Annotated in this window: 16 protein-coding genes; 8 read left to right on the top strand and 8 right to left on the bottom strand. The window is 65.2% G+C overall.

Translation table 11 applies throughout. The annotated features are described in order from the left end of the window. The first annotated feature begins 52 nt into the window (after positions 1–52). Positions 53–838 carry a hypothetical protein gene (locus IB273_RS01155; protein WP_192222984.1) on the top strand — a complete coding sequence of 262 codons (786 nt, stop codon included), beginning with the start codon at positions 53–55 and terminating at the stop codon, positions 836–838. A gap of 331 nt (positions 839–1,169) precedes the next feature. After that, a complete protein-coding gene (locus IB273_RS01150; protein ID WP_081516577.1) occupies positions 1,170–1,676 on the top strand; it encodes a Bro-N domain-containing protein in 507 nt (168 codons plus the stop codon). Between the two features lie 75 nt (positions 1,677–1,751). Here IB273_RS01150 and IB273_RS01145 read toward each other — a convergent pair whose 3' ends face one another. The 3 genes from IB273_RS01145 to IB273_RS01135 all read right to left on the bottom strand — a co-directional run bounded on the left by IB273_RS01145 (position 1,752) and on the right by IB273_RS01135 (position 3,120). Continuing rightward, positions 1,752–2,159 carry a type II toxin-antitoxin system VapC family toxin gene (locus IB273_RS01145; protein WP_151186592.1) on the bottom strand — a complete coding sequence of 136 codons (408 nt, stop codon included), beginning with the start codon at positions 2,157–2,159 and terminating at the stop codon, positions 1,752–1,754. Next, entirely contained in the window at positions 2,156–2,407 is a 252-nt protein-coding gene (locus IB273_RS01140; protein WP_192222983.1) for a type II toxin-antitoxin system Phd/YefM family antitoxin, read from the bottom strand. Before IB273_RS01140 ends, IB273_RS01145 begins: the two co-directional genes overlap by 4 nt. Before the next feature lie 155 nt (positions 2,408–2,562). Beyond that, positions 2,563–3,120 (bottom strand): hypothetical protein, encoded by a 558-nt coding sequence (locus tag IB273_RS01135; RefSeq protein ID WP_192222982.1) that lies wholly within the window; start codon positions 3,118–3,120, stop codon positions 2,563–2,565. 290 nt (positions 3,121–3,410) lie between these two features. Here IB273_RS01135 and IB273_RS01130 point away from each other — a divergent pair, with 290 nt between their 5' ends. Further along, positions 3,411–4,649, top strand: a complete 1,239-nt coding sequence (locus tag IB273_RS01130; RefSeq protein ID WP_192222981.1) for a tetratricopeptide repeat protein — start codon at positions 3,411–3,413, stop codon at positions 4,647–4,649. 163 nt (positions 4,650–4,812) lie between these two features. Here the strand turns inward: IB273_RS01130 and ppk2 are convergent, their stop codons facing one another. The 5 genes from ppk2 to IB273_RS01105 all read right to left on the bottom strand — a co-directional run bounded on the left by ppk2 (position 4,813) and on the right by IB273_RS01105 (position 8,822). Beyond that, a complete protein-coding gene (gene ppk2 / locus IB273_RS01125) occupies positions 4,813–5,730 on the bottom strand; it encodes a polyphosphate kinase 2 (protein WP_081516572.1) in 918 nt (305 codons plus the stop codon). 274 nt (positions 5,731–6,004) lie between these two features. Further along, positions 6,005–6,457 carry a PaaI family thioesterase gene (locus IB273_RS01120; RefSeq protein ID WP_138216286.1) on the bottom strand — a complete coding sequence of 151 codons (453 nt, stop codon included), beginning with the start codon at positions 6,455–6,457 and terminating at the stop codon, positions 6,005–6,007. A gap of 145 nt (positions 6,458–6,602) precedes the next feature. Continuing rightward, the gene (locus IB273_RS01115; RefSeq protein WP_192222980.1) at positions 6,603–6,995 is read right to left on the bottom strand and encodes a hypothetical protein; all 393 of its coding nucleotides are present in this window, start codon (positions 6,993–6,995) and stop codon (positions 6,603–6,605) included. Between the two features lie 338 nt (positions 6,996–7,333). Then, entirely contained in the window at positions 7,334–7,489 is a 156-nt protein-coding gene (locus tag IB273_RS01110) for a hypothetical protein (RefSeq protein ID WP_167523163.1), read from the bottom strand. Between the two features lie 211 nt (positions 7,490–7,700). Continuing rightward, positions 7,701–8,822, bottom strand: a complete 1,122-nt coding sequence (locus tag IB273_RS01105; protein WP_081516569.1) for a M14-type cytosolic carboxypeptidase — start codon at positions 8,820–8,822, stop codon at positions 7,701–7,703. A 221-nt stretch (positions 8,823–9,043) separates the two neighbouring features. Here IB273_RS01105 and lpdA point away from each other — a divergent pair, with 221 nt between their 5' ends. The 5 genes from lpdA (at position 9,044) to IB273_RS01080 (ending at position 16,555) form a co-directional block, all read left to right on the top strand. Continuing rightward, on the top strand, positions 9,044–10,444 hold the full coding sequence (gene lpdA, locus IB273_RS01100; protein WP_192222979.1) for a dihydrolipoyl dehydrogenase: 1,401 nt from the start codon (positions 9,044–9,046) through the stop codon (positions 10,442–10,444). 244 nt (positions 10,445–10,688) lie between these two features. Further along, positions 10,689–10,958 carry a hypothetical protein gene (locus IB273_RS01095; protein WP_081516567.1) on the top strand — a complete coding sequence of 90 codons (270 nt, stop codon included), beginning with the start codon at positions 10,689–10,691 and terminating at the stop codon, positions 10,956–10,958. Positions 10,959–11,265: 307 nt separating this feature from the next. Further along, entirely contained in the window at positions 11,266–14,949 is a 3,684-nt protein-coding gene (locus tag IB273_RS01090) for a PAS domain S-box protein (RefSeq protein WP_192222978.1), read from the top strand. Continuing rightward, the gene (locus tag IB273_RS01085; protein WP_081516565.1) at positions 14,946–15,947 is read left to right on the top strand and encodes a two-component system response regulator; all 1,002 of its coding nucleotides are present in this window, start codon (positions 14,946–14,948) and stop codon (positions 15,945–15,947) included. The genes IB273_RS01090 and IB273_RS01085 overlap by 4 nt, the downstream gene beginning before the upstream one ends. A 62-nt stretch (positions 15,948–16,009) precedes the next feature. Further along, positions 16,010–16,555: a DUF4256 domain-containing protein gene (locus tag IB273_RS01080; RefSeq protein WP_192222977.1), complete on the top strand. Its 546-nt coding sequence runs from the start codon at positions 16,010–16,012 to the stop codon at positions 16,553–16,555. The last annotated feature ends 137 nt before the right edge of the window (positions 16,556–16,692 follow it).

Raw genomic sequence — 16,692 nt, 5'->3', positions numbered from 1 at the left:
CCCGCAGACGCACCGCCTAATTGCGCGTCTATCGAATGACCAAGGACCGCGCATGAACAGCCTCCTACGCACCTCCCTCCTAACCTTGACTACTGCCGTGCTACTCCCTATCGCCAGCGCGCATGCCGCCCAGGAGTACCTGGTGATGGCTCCGCTGGATGAAGTGCGGCATAAATGCGATAGCGACCTGCCCCGCCTCGGCGTCGCCTGCACCCTCGACGGCAACCCAATCGGTGGTGAGGCGCAGTGGATCAAGGTCACCGAGAACCTGTCGCAGGACGAGTGGGCCGCTGGAGTGACCGTCAGCGCTGTACTCCAGCTGACGACGCGCACCACGGCCAACGGCATTCCCTACCTCGCCGCCGCCAGCTACCAGGTCACCAGCCAGGCACCGAAGCAAAAGGAAACTCGCTTCGGCAGCACGTTCTGGAAAGTCATCCGCGCCCAGGTGTACAGCAAACCGATCGACGACCCGATCTCCGTGCAATACCTGAAAGACGCCAACGACAACCCCACGCCTGAGCAACTGGCCGCCCGCGATTTCGCCGCGAAGGACGCCGAAGCTCGGCAGTACGCCGCGTCCCCCGAAGCACAGCGCGGTATCTCCGCCGACCTGATTCTTGATTGCGATCTGCGCATAAAAGAAGCGCGCGAAACCATCGCCTACGAAAAGAAGGTGGGCGCCACTTCCGGCTTTGTGAACAAGCTGAACCTGCGTCACGCAGGCGAGCAGATCGTTCAGTGCCAGGAGGACATGAAAGAGTACTGGAGTGACTACAAGAGCAACGGCGGCAAGTCGCGTAACATCGAACAACTCAGGGCCGAGCGAGCGAACTGAATGAGCGGCTTGAGCAAGTCTCCACTGCTTTCGCGAACGAAATGGCTACAACATTGACTGCAATACTGAGACAGAGAGTGCAGTTCCGCCTCCGAAGCGAACTGTCCCCGCCACCTCTGTTGTCCGAGACAACTTGATTCTTCTATCGTCCACCCGCCCCGTGAAAAAGACGGGGCCGGGATTAGCAGCCCGAAACCCTAGAGACAATCGCCGATCTGTATCGGCGGCCCAACCATTTGGGCCGTCCACCGGAACGCGGCGTGTTGGTTCGTATGGCTGCTGATCCAACATCGTCCGTAGGTGGTCAGCTCGTAGTAGAGATGCGACTGAAATGGACGATTCTTCCCTGCCAATCCCACTCCCTTTCCTCCGTAATCGCCGCACCCTGCGCGCGCTGCTGATCGACGATCAGGTCTGGTTCATCCTCGCCGACTTCTGCCGCGTGACGGGTTACACGCACGAAGAACGCCTGGCCATGCGCATGGCCGACGACCAGATTCGCCAGGAGCGGCTGCTGACCGAGGACGGCCTCGAACTCGATTACGTGCTGCTGAGCGAATCCGCCGTGTACCAGGCGCTGGTGACGTTCAACGTGCCGGACTATGGCGCGCTGCGGCGCTGGATCAGCGGCACGGTGGTGCCGCAGGTGCGCAGCCAGTTCAACGCCGCGGGACCACGCCATGTGCAGCTGCAATTCGAACGGCACTGCCTGCGGGTGCTGGATTGGCAGGATGATCTGTGGGTGCGCTTCGGCGATCTGCCGCGCGTGCTCGGCGGGCGTTCGCCGATTGCCGGGCGCAGCGGATGGCGCGGTTGGGCGAAGCGGTTGCGGACGTAGGGCATCGTCTGACCGAAGCTGCGACGCTCTCTGTAGGAGCGCGCGATCGCGGGCGTGGCCCGCTCCTACAGGTACTTACCGGCTTTTCAGATAGAGAACGGCAGAGCCGTAACGCTCCAGCTTGGCGTCCGCCGTCACTAGTTGCAGCCCCTCGACCTGTGCCTGGGCTACCAGCATGCGATCGTGCGGGTCCTTGTGGTCCTCATGCAGCGGCAGCGCGCGCAGTGCAACTGCATGAGCGCCGACGAAGGGCAGTTCGCGCAGACCACCCTCAAGGGACGCTCGGCGCAGATCATCGGGCTCCACGCCCAGCGACTTTTTCGCAAGGCTGGCCTTGATGGCGACTTCCGCCAGGCTGATGGCGCTGAAATGCACAGGCTGGCCATTGTCCAGCGCACTCTCGATCATCTGGCGGGCTTTGGGAGTCAGCCGTGGGTCATCCGTGGCGGCCCAGATCAGGATGTGGGTATCCAGCAATATCAATCAGACGGCTCCTCGAGATAAAGCTGGGCGATCTCGTCATCCAGGGCATCGAATTCATCGGACAGACGGCCTTTCAGGCTACCGATGAAGGGTTTGCGCTGCCCCTCTCCATAGGTCAGCGATACCAGCTTGGCGACGGGCTTGCCTGCCTTGCCAATGATCACCACCTCCCCTTTCGCCGCCTGATCGACAAGCTTGGACAGGTTGGACTTGGCGTCATGGATGTTGTGGACGTCAGGTGTTTGCATGGCTGCGCCCCTCCGGGGACAGGTTGGCGACGAGTCCAGCTTAGCTAAGATGTTAGCTAAAATACATCGGCGTCCGCCGAATCACCTGCAGGAGCGCGCCATGCGCGCGATCGCGGGCATGGCCCGCTCCTACAGGGTTAGCCAAGAGGGTCCCGTCAGAGCTCCCCGCCCAGCTTGAGGAGGGTCATGATCAGCCCGCCGATGGTCATGAAGGACGCGAGCAGTGTGCCGAGGATCAGCGGGACGACACCGATCGGCGAGACGTAGGGCGTCACTTCCAGCGGGAAGCCGGGACGGATGTGGTGCGGGGTCATGCAGGTGATCCGGTAGTCGCCGGGTTCGTTGCAGTGGAATTCGCCCAGGGGATTGCTGGAGTTGCCGCCCATGTCGCTGCGGCGCACGGTGAAGACGTTGAAGTGGCTGTACGCCTCGTAGGGCACGGGATTGCCGCTGGCGCAGGCGGTGATGGCGAAATCGGCGTTGAAGTGCGCGGTACCGGTGACGACGGTGAAGGGCGGGAAGACGATGTTGACCACGTAGCGCCCCGGTCGCGGCAGCGCCACTACTTCCGCGCGGGCGGGGTCGGCCCAGCGGTAGCAGATGTCAGGGGCGATCACCCGGCGCAGCCCGCCGATGCAGCGGATCAGCAGGTAGCCACCGAGCAGCATCACCAGCGGTGCGCCCCACAGGAGCATCGACAAGTCTGACTTCATTCCACCAACCCTTGGTTAACCATCATGCTGTCCCTTTGCGACGCGGCGGACAGACCGTCTACATCAGATCACAGGCCAGTGCTTCAGCTCTTGGCAGGAACGCACCAGTCATGCATCAGCCGCCGAAGTTGGCCACGAGAGACTTCGTAATTATCGCCGCTACGTGCAGGAATTTTCCGATAGAGCTCATTCCCTCGGCTCCCTAGCCTTGCGCTTCATGTCATCGACGCGCGCAAGCTGCTCATCCCGTGCAGCACTTTCCGCCGTCGTCGTGCCCTGGAGAATCCTGCATGTCTGCCGCCGAGAAGAAGTTGAACAAGCTGGCCGCCACTTTTCGGGCGGCGCTGGCCAAGGGGAATTACCGACTGGGCCGCGATACGGCGCGCGAGGCGCTGAAGATCGCGCCGACCCATCCCACGCTGCTGGCGGATTATGCCCTGTGCCTGATGCGGACCCAGGACTACGAACAGGCCTACAAGACCTACCTGAAACTGCTGAACAAACTGGGCGAGGAGAATATGCCGGGCACGGCGCTGGACGGGCTGACCGAGGCCTGCGGCTGGCTGAAACGCGAGGACCTGGTGCGCCGCTACGGCAACCTGTCGCTGAGCGTGGCGGACCGCAAGTACAGCCAGTTCCCCGCCCACCCGCTGCCCGACGCGCCGCCACCGGCTTTCGACGGGAGCAACCCCGAGCACAACCTGATCGTCTTTTCGCTGTTCGGCGCCCGCCCGCGCTATTGCGAGAGCGCGCTGAAGAACGTGGAGGCCGCGCACGAGCTGTTCCCGCAATGGCGCTGCCGCTTCTACGTGGATGACTCGGTGCCGCAGGCAGTGCTGACCCGATTGAAGGAGTCTGGCGCGCAGGTCGTGCTGGTTGACGAAGCGACTCGCAGCGCCATCCCCGCGACCATGTGGCGCTTCCTGGTGATGGAGGACCGCGAGGTCTCGCGCTTCCAGGTGCGCGACGCCGACTCGCTGCTCTCCGAGCGCGACCGCGCGGCGGTGGAGGCCTGGCTGCAGAGCGGCTGCTGGTATCACCACATGCGCGATTACTTCAGCCACACCGAATTGCTGCTGGCGGGCATGTGGGCCGGCTGCCACAACCCGAACCTGCCGGGCATCCGCGAGCTGATCGCCCAGTACCTGAAGGAAGAGAAAGCGCACCAGCGCTTTGCCGACCAGTACTTCCTGCGCCGCAGCCTGTGGCCGACCATCCGCCAGAGCCTGTTGAGCCATGACGATCTGTTCGGCTTCCTCGAGGCGCAGCCCTTCCCGCCGCATGAGCCGGTGCGCTGGCAGACGGAGTCGTTCCATGTGGGCAGCAATGCCAGCTACCAGGGCATCAAGGTGCAGAGCAAGCTGAAGGACGGTGAGTTGCAGCCCTGGGGGTTGTTCGATACCGAGGGCACGCTGCTGTGTCGTTACGAATCGCCGGTGGCCAGGGGGCACTGGGAGGAATGGATACCCTACTTCCTCTGCGAAGCCATTGCGGATGGCAGTTGCTCGGTGCGCAGTCTGGCCAAGTAAGGGGATCGCTTCGGGAGCGGGTCCGCTCCTGCTACGCAGCCGGGGCAACCGTAGGATGGGTGGAGCCTGGGCGATACCCATGCTGTTGGTGCGCCGGACAGCATGGGTATCGCTGCGCTCCCCGCCATCCTGCAAAAGCTGCCCGAAGTCAACCGGTGCAGCGTCAGTAGACTTCCGGCACCTGCAGTTCCTGCGGCGTAGGATGCCGGCGATAGCCTTCGTGGCGCTGCCGCTCGGGCAGGTCGACGGCGGGCTGTTGTACTTCCTGGTAGGGAATCTGGCTCAACAGGTGGCTGATGCAGTTGAGCCGCGCGCGCTTCTTGTCGTCGGCCTGCACGATCCACCAAGGCGCTTCAGGGATGTGGGTGCGTTCGAGCATCACTTCCTTGGCCTTGGTGTAGGACTCCCAGCGGCGGCGCGATTCCAGGTCCATCGGGCTGAGCTTCCACTGCTTGAGCGGGTCGTGAATGCGGCTGAGGAAGCGGTAGTGCTGTTCCTCGTCGGAGATCGAGAACCAGTACTTGAGCACCTGCACGCCGGAGCGCACGAGCATGCGCTCGAACTCGGGCACGCTGCGGAAGAATTCCTCGTACTGGGCGTCGGTACAGAAGCCCATCACCCGCTCGACGCCGGCGCGGTTGTACCAGCTGCGGTCGAACAGGACGATCTCCCCCGCCGCCGGCAGGTGCGAGACGTAGCGCTGGAAGTACCACTGGGTGCGTTCGCGATCGTTCGGCGCGGGCAGCGCGGCGACCCGGCACACGCGCGGATTGAGGCGCTGGGTGATGCGCTTGATCACCCCGCCCTTGCCGGCGGCGTCGCGACCTTCGAAGAGGATGACCACCTTGTGGCCGGTCTTCACCACCCAGTTCTGCAGCTTGACCAGCTCGGCCTGCAGGCTGAACAGGGTGTGGAAGTAACGCTGGCGCGCCAGGCGTTCCTCGTGGGTCTGCAGGCTGCCTTCGCGCAGCCCTTCGAAGTCGTAGAGTTCGTCGAACAGTTCGAGTTCGAGCTCTTCGTCGCGGTCATCCAGCAGGTCGCGCTGGACGCGTCGTGGGAAGTTCTTGTCATCGAGCAGCATGGTGGGTTGCCTTGTGCCGTCACTGGCTCAGTCACATCGAGTGACACTTTCATGACAGAAAAATGTAATCACGCTTTATGACGAATTCATTACAGGCAGTGAAAGATATTTCTTACAAAGCCCGTGCTAGAGCGTTCTTCGATAGGACACCCGATAAATCAGGAAGGTCTTGATGAGGCGGGCGAGCCGCCGGACGGAGCTGATGTCGAGGCGATATCAGCGCAGGGAAACGGCCGCGAATACCCGTTCACGGCCGCCAACGAGCGGGGAAAAGTCAGGCGTCAGCCAGCGGGCGGGGCTTGTTGACGTACTTGAAGGTGCCGGATGCGGTCGCGACGACCACGCCCTGGCTGTTGCGCAGCTCGCCCTCGCAGAAGGCGATGGAGCGGGTGTGGTGCTGGACCTTGCCGTGGGCTTCGAGTACTTCGCCGACTTCGCCGCCGGGGCGCAGGAAGCTAGTCTTCATCTCCACGGTCACCACGCCGCGATAGGCTTCGTCGGCATCACTGGCACTCAGGGCCATGGCGACATCGAGCAGGGTCATGATCAGGCCGCCATGGGCGTTGGCCCAGCCATTCACATGCTGCGGTTCGACGCGTATGACCAGGCGGCCCGGCCCGTTTCCATCTTCCGCCGGGGCATGGCGGAACTGCAGGAAGTCGAGCATGGGAATGGCGATGCCACGGTGGGCGGTGTAGAGCTTGAGCTGGTCGATATCGAGGGGCATGGGGCTTCCTGGTGCACGAGTGAGGCCAGGCGATGTTCCCCGCTCAGGCCAGCGGATCGCAAGCCCGAAGTGGCTTCATGCACGACAGGAATGCCCGGCGATTGCAGCGCTCGGGCGAACAATCGGCGCCCCTCGCCCCGGGTGGTCAGCGCGAGCGGCGGGTGCCGTTCTTCTTTTCGCTCTGGCGCTCGACGGCCTGGACGAAGAGTTCCTCGACCAGCAGTGACTGGATCGGCGCACGGGTCTCCAGCGACAGGCTCATGGCCTCCAGCTTCTGGTTCACTCCCAGGCGGGCGATGCCGCACAGCAGGATGCGCTGGGCGCCGAAGATATTGCCCTTGTCGACCAGCACTTCCCGGGGCTTTTCGCCGTCCAGGTAGCTGATCTTGAGGGCGATGGCGGTGTCATCGCGCACGGCCAGGTTGAGCCAGGTGGCGACGTTGAACTCGACCACCCAGCCCAGGCCTGTCTTCTTGGCCACGGCTTCACGGACCAGATGAGCGGGAACCGGACCCAGGGGGGTGCTGTGGTTTTCCATGGGGCTACTTCTGACTGCTGCGGGTAGAGCGAAATGCGCTAACGGTATCCCCGATTTTATGTGAAGCAGTTCAAGTTTTCAGTCTGAATTTTGTAAGACAACTGCTATCAGGTATGCGTGACATTACAGAAGCGGGCCGCTCTGGAATGCCGCTCTGCTGCCGGAATGAGCTGAAGGAAGGGCGCGCGGCAGTGTCGGGATACCGAATACTGTCCGACGAAGTGAATGAGTGGGGTCAAGCGTCACGCAAGGCCGGTCCGGCGCGATGCCGAATCGACCCTGCCGTGTCTCCTTGGCTGGCGCAAGCGCCAGTGAGGCCGGGCCTGGGGCCCGCTTGCTCAGGCCGCGCCAGCGAAAGTGCGGGGCCTGTGTTCGCCCGAGCGGTTCTTGCGCACTTCCCGGCGCTCTCTGAAGTCCAGTTCTTCCAGGGCGTCCATGCGTTCCTGCAGGTCTTCGATGACCTGCGGGGTCAACAGCTTGCGATGTCGAGTCATACGCACCTCCTGCGTGCTGATGCCTCATTAATTGGACTAGCACGCGGGTACGAAGATTCAACAGCCAGGCGGGACGGATTGACCAAACGGTCAGGCGAGCGAAGCGTAGGCATTGTGCAGAAAAGCGTCGCGGGCATGGCCCGCTTCTACACGGAACGCCGGTGCAGGAGCGGGCCATGCCCGCAATCAGCGCCTGAAGGCGCTCAATCGATCACCGCAATTCGTCGATCAGGCTCGCCACCGTCACCAGCACCGCCCCCGCCAGCGCCTTCGAACGCGCGCCGCTCCACCCGGTGCGGGCATTGGGCGACAAGTTGTGGTCCTTGAACGGCATCTCCAGGGTCAGCGACAGGCAGTCATAGGTGCGGCCGACGTGGTTGCAGGCCAGGGTCAGGTTGGCCTGGCCGGGAGCGTCCTTCGGGTAGCCGTGCACGCTCTGGAATTCGCCGTTGGCTTCCAGGCGCTCGCGGAACAGGCTTTCCAGGCGATCCAGGCGCGGCGTGAACTCCGGGTTGCCCTCGCAGCCGGCGGCGAACACGAAGGGGATTTCCTCGTCGCCGTGCACATCGAGGAACAGGTCCACGCCGTATTTGGCCATCTGCTGCTGGACGAACAGCACTTCCGGGCTTTCCTCGGCGCTGGGCGCGGCCCAGGCGCGGTTGAGGTCCTTGCCGGCAGCGTTGGTGCGCAGGTGGCCGTGGAAGGCGCCGTCCGGGTTCATGTTCGGCACCAGGTAGAAGTCGGCGCGCTCCAGCAGGCGCTGGATGTCAGCGTCGCCGGATTGCAGGCGGTCGATCAGGCCTTCCATGAACCACTCAGCCATGTGCTCGCCGGGGTGCTGCTGGGCGATCAGCCAGATCTTGCGCGCACCCGCCGCGCCCTTGCCGATGCGCAGCAGGGGCAGCTCGCGGCCTTCGAGGCTATGGCCAGTGGCGAGCAGTTCGGCGCCACTGGCCTGGGCGCGTTTCACCAGTTCGGCGTGGCGTTCGCGGCTGTAGGGCTCGAAGTAGGCGAACCAGGCCTGGGGCTGCTCGGCATCGAGGCTGAAGTGCAGGCCATTGGAGTCGTAGGTACTCGGCACGCGGAACCACTCGCGCTGATCGAACGACGCCACGGCGTTGTAGCCCGGCCAGCCGCCGATGTAGCTGGAGCCGGGGGTGTTGGTCAGGCTGAACTGGTACTGCTGGCCGGGTTCGAGGCCTTCGGCCTTGAAGTGGAACCACTGGAAGTGCGGGCTTTTGCTGTCCGGGCGCAGCGCCAGGCGCACGTGGCGCGGATCGCTGTCGTCAATGACCTGGATGTTGCCGCTGTCGAAATCGCAGTCGATCTTCATGAATTCTCCGTAGGCGCACGAACCTGAGGCGCCAAAGCCCTGCATTTTCGCCCTCCCCGCCGCGCCTGTCATGTAGCGGCGACTTGCCCGCACAAATATATTATGCATGTAATATAAATCAGGTAACGGATTGAAGCGGCCCTGCGCTGGTGATCCAGCGACCACCGGCTAACCTCGATTGACCCTTTCCACTGACTCTTTCCAAGCATGGAGAACACGGCATGAGCGCATACGATGTGATCGTCATTGGCGGCGGCCCCGGTGGCTACAACGCTGCGATTCGCGCGGGCCAACTGGGCCTGAAAGTCGCCTGCGTGGAGGGTCGCGAAACCCTCGGCGGCACCTGCCTGAACGTCGGCTGCATGCCGTCCAAGGCGCTGCTGCATGCATCCGAGCTGTATGAAGCGGCGGCCGGCGGCGAGTTCGCCAACCTTGGCATCCAGGTCAAGCCCAAGCTGGACCTGGCGCAGATGATGAAGCAGAAGGCCGAGAGCGTGACCGCGCTGACCAAGGGCGTGGAATTCCTGTTCCGCAAGAACAAGGTGGACTGGGTGAAGGGCTGGGGCCGCATCGACGGGCCGGGCAAGGTCGAGGTGACCGGCGCTGAAGGCAGCAAGACCAAGCTGACCGCCAAGGACATCATCATCGCCACCGGCTCGGAGCCCTCCCCGCTGCCGGGCGTCGAGGTCGACAACAAGCGCATCCTCGATTCCACCGGCGCGCTGTCCATCCCCGAGGTGCCCAAGCACCTGGTGGTGATCGGCGCCGGCGTCATCGGCCTGGAGCTGGGCTCGGTGTGGCGCCGCCTGGGCGCGGAAGTCACGGTGATCGAATACCTCGACCGCATCTGCCCCGGCATGGACCTGGAAACCGCCAGGACCTTCCAGCGCGCACTGACCAAGCAGGGCATGAGCTTCAAGCTGGGCTCGAAGGTCACCCAGGCCAAGGTCAGCGGCAAGCAGGTGACCCTGAGCGTGGAGCCGGCCGCCGGCGGCGCGGCGGAGTCGATCCAGGCCGATTACGTCCTGCTCGCCATCGGCCGCCGCCCCTATACCCAGGGCCTCGGGCTGGAGAGCGTGGGGCTGACCACCGACAAGCGCGGCATGCTGGAGAACCACGAGCACCGCAGCAGCGTGCCGGGCATCTGGGTGATCGGCGACGTCACCTCCGGCCCGATGCTCGCGCACAAGGCCGAGGACGAGGCGATCGCCTGCGTCGAACTGATCGCCGGCAAGGCCGGGGAAGTGAACTACGAGGTGATCCCCAGCGTGATCTACACCCACCCGGAAGTCGCCACCGTGGGCAGGACCGAGGAACAGCTCAAGGCCGAGGGCCGCGCCTACAAGGTGGGCAAGTTCCCCTTCACCGCCAACAGCCGGGCGAAGATCAACCACGAGACCGAGGGCTTCGTGAAGGTGCTGGCGGACGAGCGCAGCGACGAGATCCTCGGCGTCCACATGATCGGCCCGAACGTCGGCGACATGATCGCGGAGTACTGCGTGGCGATGGAATTCCGCGGCGCCGCCGAGGACATCGCCCGTACCTGTCACCCGCATCCGACCCGTTCCGAGGCGCTGCGCCAGGCGGCGATGAACGTGGACGGCTGGGCCATGCAGGCCTGACCGCCCGTCGCTTCTGACGAGCGGTAGGTGCGGCGCGATAGCGCACCCACCACAACGCTGCAGGCCACGGCTGACGGGGCCTGCAGCGATTAACTCGGATTAATTTGCGACTACTTTGTGTACAAACGCGACATGGGCTGTGACTTTCTTCGACTCTGAAACCATCAATTGCGTGAACGAACACGAAAGTGGATGAACCGCTTTCGCCACCTTCGCAATGGATTACCGCAGAGAGATCACAACCATGCATGCGACTCTTCGTTTCAACGAGGCTCTGCTGATCACCGGACGAGCCTTCCAACCCTTCAATTGTGTGACCTGGGTTGACCAAGGGGGCGACGGCAGCCTCGACCTGTCCGTCCTCGATCGTACCGGTGCCCGTCTGCTGGGCCTCACCCGCATTCCCAGCTCCGCCTACTCCGACCCGGAGCAGCTCGAAGGCCTGCTGAACCAGGCCCGCGACGAGCTGAACCGCGAAGGCTACCGCCTGCAGGAATGGCACATGCCCGCCTGATCCGCAGACAGGTACCCATGAAAAAGCCCGGCCTCCGCCGGGCTTTTTCATGGGCGCTGCCAGCCGTCGGCAAGCGCTCAATTTCCCGCCTCTTCCGCCGATAGCGCGTTATCGGTCGCCTCACCGGCTGCATCGTTTCAGCTTCGATTCCGAACCCTGGCTTCCCACTCGTCTGAATCCGCCCTCGTGACGCGGCTTTCGCGGGTGCAGCGACCGACAATGATGGCAATTTGCAGCCATCCTGTGTTTTGCTTCCCCCAGTCTCGTCTTCCACCGGGCCTTCGGCACGCAGTACGGTCTTCGTTCAATGCTCGATCTGCAGCGATATTTCTACAGTGGCGACACCCCTTCGCTGCTGGTTTTCGGCGAGCACAACACGGCGCTGGTGGCGCTCTCCATCCTCATCGCCATCTTCACCTCGGCCATGGCCCTGCAGCTGTCGGGCGTGGCGCGGCTGGCGCGCAGCCCGTTCTACCGCCAGCTGGCCATCGGCACCGGCGCGGTGGCGCTGGGCGGCGGCGTGTGGGCGATGCACTTCATCGGCATGCTGTCCTTCCAGCTTTGCGCGGCGGTGCGCTATGACCCGCTGATCACCCTGCTCTCCGGCCTGCCCAGCCTGTTCGCCTCGTGGATCGCCCTGAGCCTGCTGGCGCGACGCAACGTCAGCCCCCTGCAACTGATCGGCGGCGGCGTGCTGGTCGGTGCCGGCATTGGCGCCATGCACTACAGCGGCATGGCAGCGATGCAGATGGCCCCGCTGCTGCGCTACAACCCTTGGATGTTCGCGCTGTCGATCCTGGTCGCCGTGGTGCTGGCGGTGATCGCGCTGTGGGTGCGCTTCGGCCTGCGCGGGCGGATGCGGCCGAACCTGACGATTCTGGTCAGCGGCGTGGTGATGGGGCTGGCGATTGCCGGCATGCACTACACCGGGATGGCCGCCGCGCGTTTCGTCGGCCGGGAGGAATTCGGTGTGCCGCAGGGCGTGCAGGGCAGTTTCTACCTGGCGATGGCAGTGTCCATGGCCACCATCAGCCTGAGCATCTGCGTCGCCGCGGTGAACGGCCTGCTGCGCTACCGCCAGCTGTTCCAGGAACTGCAGCGCCGGCGCAAGCACCTGGATTCGCTGCTCGATGCCGCCGTCGAGGCGATTCTTACCATCGACCACAGCGGCGTGATCCGCTCGGTCAACCACGCCGTGCTGCGCCTGTTCGGCTGGCACCCGCACGAGCTGGTCGGCCAGCCGATGCAGGTGCTGATGAACGAGGCCTACGGGCAGCAGTTCCGTATCGCGCTGGAGAACTACAAGCGCAGCGGCGAGCGCCAGTTCCACAACTCCGAACTGGAGCTCGAAGGCCTGACCCGTGACGGCCGTGAATTCCCCGCGCGGGTCAGCCTTGGCGTCACCGACCACGACGGCAAGCCCTGGTTCGTGGTGTTCGTTGCCGACATCAGCGAGCGCCGCGTGATGGAACAGGCCCTGCGCACCAGCGAGGAACAGTACCGCTCACTGATCCGCAACATGCCCGGCATCGCCTTCCGAGTCCTGCCGGACGACGTCTGGAGCACGCTGTTCGTCAGCGACGCCGTCGAGGCCGTCACCGGCTGGTCGGCACAGGACTTCATCGACCGGCACATCACCTTCGGCGAGCTGTATCACCCCGATGACCAACCGGCGGTGAACGAAGAAGTCCGTCGCGCTATCGCTGAACGCCGCAGCTATGTCGTCGAATACCGCATGTTCGACCGCAGCGGCGCGGAGCATTGGATCTGGGAAGGCGGCAGCGCCTGCTATGACGAAGCCGGCAAGCCGCAGTGGATCGACGGCGTGCTGCTCGACCAGACCGAAACCAAGTTGCTGAGCAACGAGTACGAAGGCAAGGTCACCGCCATCGGCCGCGCCATGGCGCTGATCGAGTTCGACCTCGACGGCCGCGTGCTCGCCGCCAACGAGAACATCCTCGAACTCTTCGGCTACACCGAAGCCGAGGTGCTGGGCCAGCACCACAGCCTGTTCTGCCCGCCGGACGTCGCCGCCAGCGCCCGCTACCAGACGTTCTGGCAGGGGCTGCGCGACGGCGAGTACAGCGCCGGCGAATACCGCCGCCTGGCCAAGGACGGACGCGAGGTGTGGATCCACGCCACCTACAACCCGATCCTCGACTTCGACGGCAAGCCGGTGAAGGTGGTGAAACTGGCCACCGACCTCACCCCGCGCCGCGTCATGGAGCAGGAACTGCGCAGCGCCCGCGACCGCGCCGAACAGGCCGCTGCCGCGCGCAGCAGCTTCCTCGCCAACATGAGCCACGAAATCCGCACGCCGATGAACGCCATCATGGGCTTCACCGAACTGCTGCTGGATTCGCCGCTGGAAGAGAACCAGCGGCGCTACCTGACCACCGTGCAGAACGCCTCGCGCTCGCTGCTGGGCCTGCTCAACGACATCCTCGACACCGCCAAGCTCGACCGGGGCGCCATCGAACTGGAAGCGCTCGACTTCTCCCTGCCGGAGCTGTGCGAGCAGGTCTGCGCGGCGCTGCGACTGTCCGCCGAGCGCAAGGGCCTGAGCCTGCAGATCGACTACGGCCAGCGCGCCGGCGAGTACTTCCAGGGCGACCCGCTGCGCCTGCAACAGGTGCTGACCAACCTGCTGGGCAATGCGGTGAAGTTCACCGAGCGCGGCGAAGTCCGGCTGGTCATCAGCGGCGAGCCGGGCGCGCTGCGCCTGGCCATCCGCGACACCGGCATCGGCATCGCCGCCGACCGCCTGGAACGCATCTTCGACCCCTTCGCCCAGGCCGACGCCTCCATGAGCCGGCGCTTCGGCGGCACCGGGCTGGGCACCACCATCTCGCGCCAGCTGGTGGAGCTGATGGGCGGCCGCATCACCGTGGAAAGTGAAGTGGGCCGCGGCAGCGTGTTCACCGTCGACCTGCCGTTGCCGGCCGGGCGCAGCGTGCAACCGACGGCCCGCAGCCACGCGCCGAGCCTGCCACCGCTACGCATTCTGGTGGCCGACGATGTACCGCAGAACGTCGAGCTGCTGGAGCTGAACCTGCGCCGTCTGGGCCACCAACCGTACAGCGTCGGCGACGGCCAGGCCGCCGTGGATGCGTACAGCGCAGAGGACTTCGACCTGATCCTGATGGATGTGCAGATGCCCGGCATGGATGGCCTGGAAGCCACCCGGCGCATCCGCAGCATCGAACAGGAAAGGGGCATTGAGGCCGTGCCGATCATCGCCCTCACCGCCAGCGTACTCGACCGCGACCGGCAGAACGCCCTGGACGCCGGCATGAACGGCTTCGCCAGCAAGCCGCTGGACCTCGCCGGCCTGCTGGATGAAATGGCCCGCCTGCTCGGCGCCGCTCCTGCGGTGCGCAGCGCGCAGACCGCCGACAGCACGCCGCTGGCAACCCTGGACTGGGCCGCCGGCGCGCGCCTGTGGGGCGGCCCGCTGCCCATGGCGCGGGCCATTGTGCGCTTCCTCGACGAGCAGAAAGCCAGCCTGGATACCCTGGAAATCGCCGTGAGCGAAGGTGACCGCGCCGGCATCGCCGCCCTCGCCCACCGCCTGCGCGGTGCCGCTGCCAACCTTGCCCTGCCGCGCCTGGCCAGTGCCATCGGCGCGCTGGAAGGTGCCGCCGAGCATGGCCCGGCTGAGCAGCTGAACTCCACGCTGGAGCGTGTCCGCGTGGAGTTCGCCACGGTCCGCGAGTCGGTGCCACTGGTGCCGGAAGCGGTTACCGAGGCGGTCGGCCAGATCGTCGGCGAGGCCGCCTCGCAGGACCTGCGCGACGCGCTGCAAGCCCTGCAACTGGCGCTCTCCCGTGGCGGTCTCGACGACCAGGCACTGGAACGCCTGCGCCTGGGCACCGCCCAGGGCGAGCACCGCGAGGCCTTCGAGGCCCTGCGCTACGCCATCGACGATTTCGACTTCGACCAGGCCCTGGAATGGGTCCGGACCCTCGGCACCCGCCTGGAGCAAGCATGACCCAGACCGCCCAAGATCATCGGCCCTGCCTGCTGCTGGTGGACGACGAAGCCACCAACCTCCAGGTGCTGCGCCACATCCTGCAGGACGACTACCGCCTGCTGTTCGCCAAGGACGGCGACAAGGCGCTGGAGCTGGCCAACCGCGAGCGCCCCGACCTGGTCCTGCTGGACGTGATGATGCCCGGCATGACCGGCTTCGAGGTCTGCCAGCGGCTCAAGGCCGAGCAGGCCACCTGCGCCATCCCGGTGATCTTCGTCACCGCCCTGGCCGACGTGCCGGACGAGGCCAAGGGCTTCGAGGTGGGCGCGGTGGACTACATCACCAAGCCGGTCAGCCCGCCCATCGTCAAGGCGCGGGTGCGCACGCACCTGTCGCTGGTGAGCGTGGAGGAGCTGCGCGAGACGCGCCTGCAGATCGTCCAGCGCCTGGGCAAGGCCTCGGAGTACAAGGACAACGAGACCGGCCTGCACGTCATCCGCATGAGCCACTACGCACACCTGCTGGCGCGCGCCGCCGGCTACTCGGAGAAGGCCGCCGACGACCTGCTCAACGCCGCGCCCATGCACGACGTGGGCAAGATCGGCATTCCCGACGCCATCCTGCGCAAACCCGGCCGGCTCGACGAGCACGAATGGCAGGTGATGCGCCAGCACCCGGAGATCGGCGCGCGGATCATCGGCGAACATGACTCCAACCTGCTGCGCCTGGCCCGCAGCATCGCCCTCACCCACCACGAGCGCTGGGACGGCACCGGCTACCCGAAGGGCCTGCGCGGCGAGGAGATTCCCGTCGAGGGGCGCATCGTCGCCATCGCCGACGTGTTCGACGCGCTGACCAGCGTGCGCCCCTACAAGCCGGCCTGGAGCATCGACGAGGCGGTGGAACTGCTGCGCCGGGAGAAAGGCAGCCAGTTCGACCCTGAGCTGGTGGAGCTGTTCCTCGGCTGCCTGCCCGACATCCTCGCGGTGCGCGAGCGCTGGGCCGACGCCGGCTGAGCGGCGGCCCGCACAATTCCTGCTTTACTCTCTGACCTTCACCCCTGCCGAGAGTAAGCAAGATGAATGCGAAACAGCACGACACCCTGCTGGCAACCCTGCAGGCGCGCTTCGAGCAGCACCCCGAACGCCACAAGGGCATCGACTGGGCCGACGTCCAGGCGCGCCTGAAGAGTGCCCCGTCCAAGCTCAAGGCGCTGGAACAGATGGAGGCCACCGGCGGCGAGCCCGACGTGGTCGGCCGCGAAAGCGCCAGCGGCGCCATCCTGTTCTTCGACTGCTCCGCCGAAACCCCGGCCGGCCGCCGCAGCCTGTGCTACGACCGCGAGGCGCTGGATGCACGCAAGAAGGACAAGCCCGGCGGCTGCGCCACCGAGCTGGCCGCGCAGATCGGCATCGAGCTGCTCGACGAAGCGCAGTACCGCCAGTTGCAGGAGCTGGGCAGCTTCGACCAGAAGACTTCCAGCTGGCTGCGCACGCCCGGCTCCATGCGCAAGCTGGACGGCGCGCTGTTCGGCGACCGCCGCTACGAGCGGGTGTTCACCTACCACAACGGCGTGCAGTCGTATTACGCGGCGCGGGGCTTTCGCGGCGTGCTGAAAGTCTGACGGAAGACCGGATGTAGTCCGTTTCTGAACGATTCCTGTACCGCCGCTGAACTTTCCCAGGGCCGCCCGGCGGCCCTTGATACAAGTCAGGCGGATTCCTCCGAGTGGCGCGCAGCCTTGTCGCATCCCACTCGATG

Source organism: Pseudomonas sp. PDM19 (assembly GCF_014852215.1).
Classification (GTDB): domain Bacteria; phylum Pseudomonadota; class Gammaproteobacteria; order Pseudomonadales; family Pseudomonadaceae; genus Pseudomonas.
Note: the sequence above shows the minus strand (reverse complement) of the source record. Positions and strands in the feature narration are given on the sequence as shown.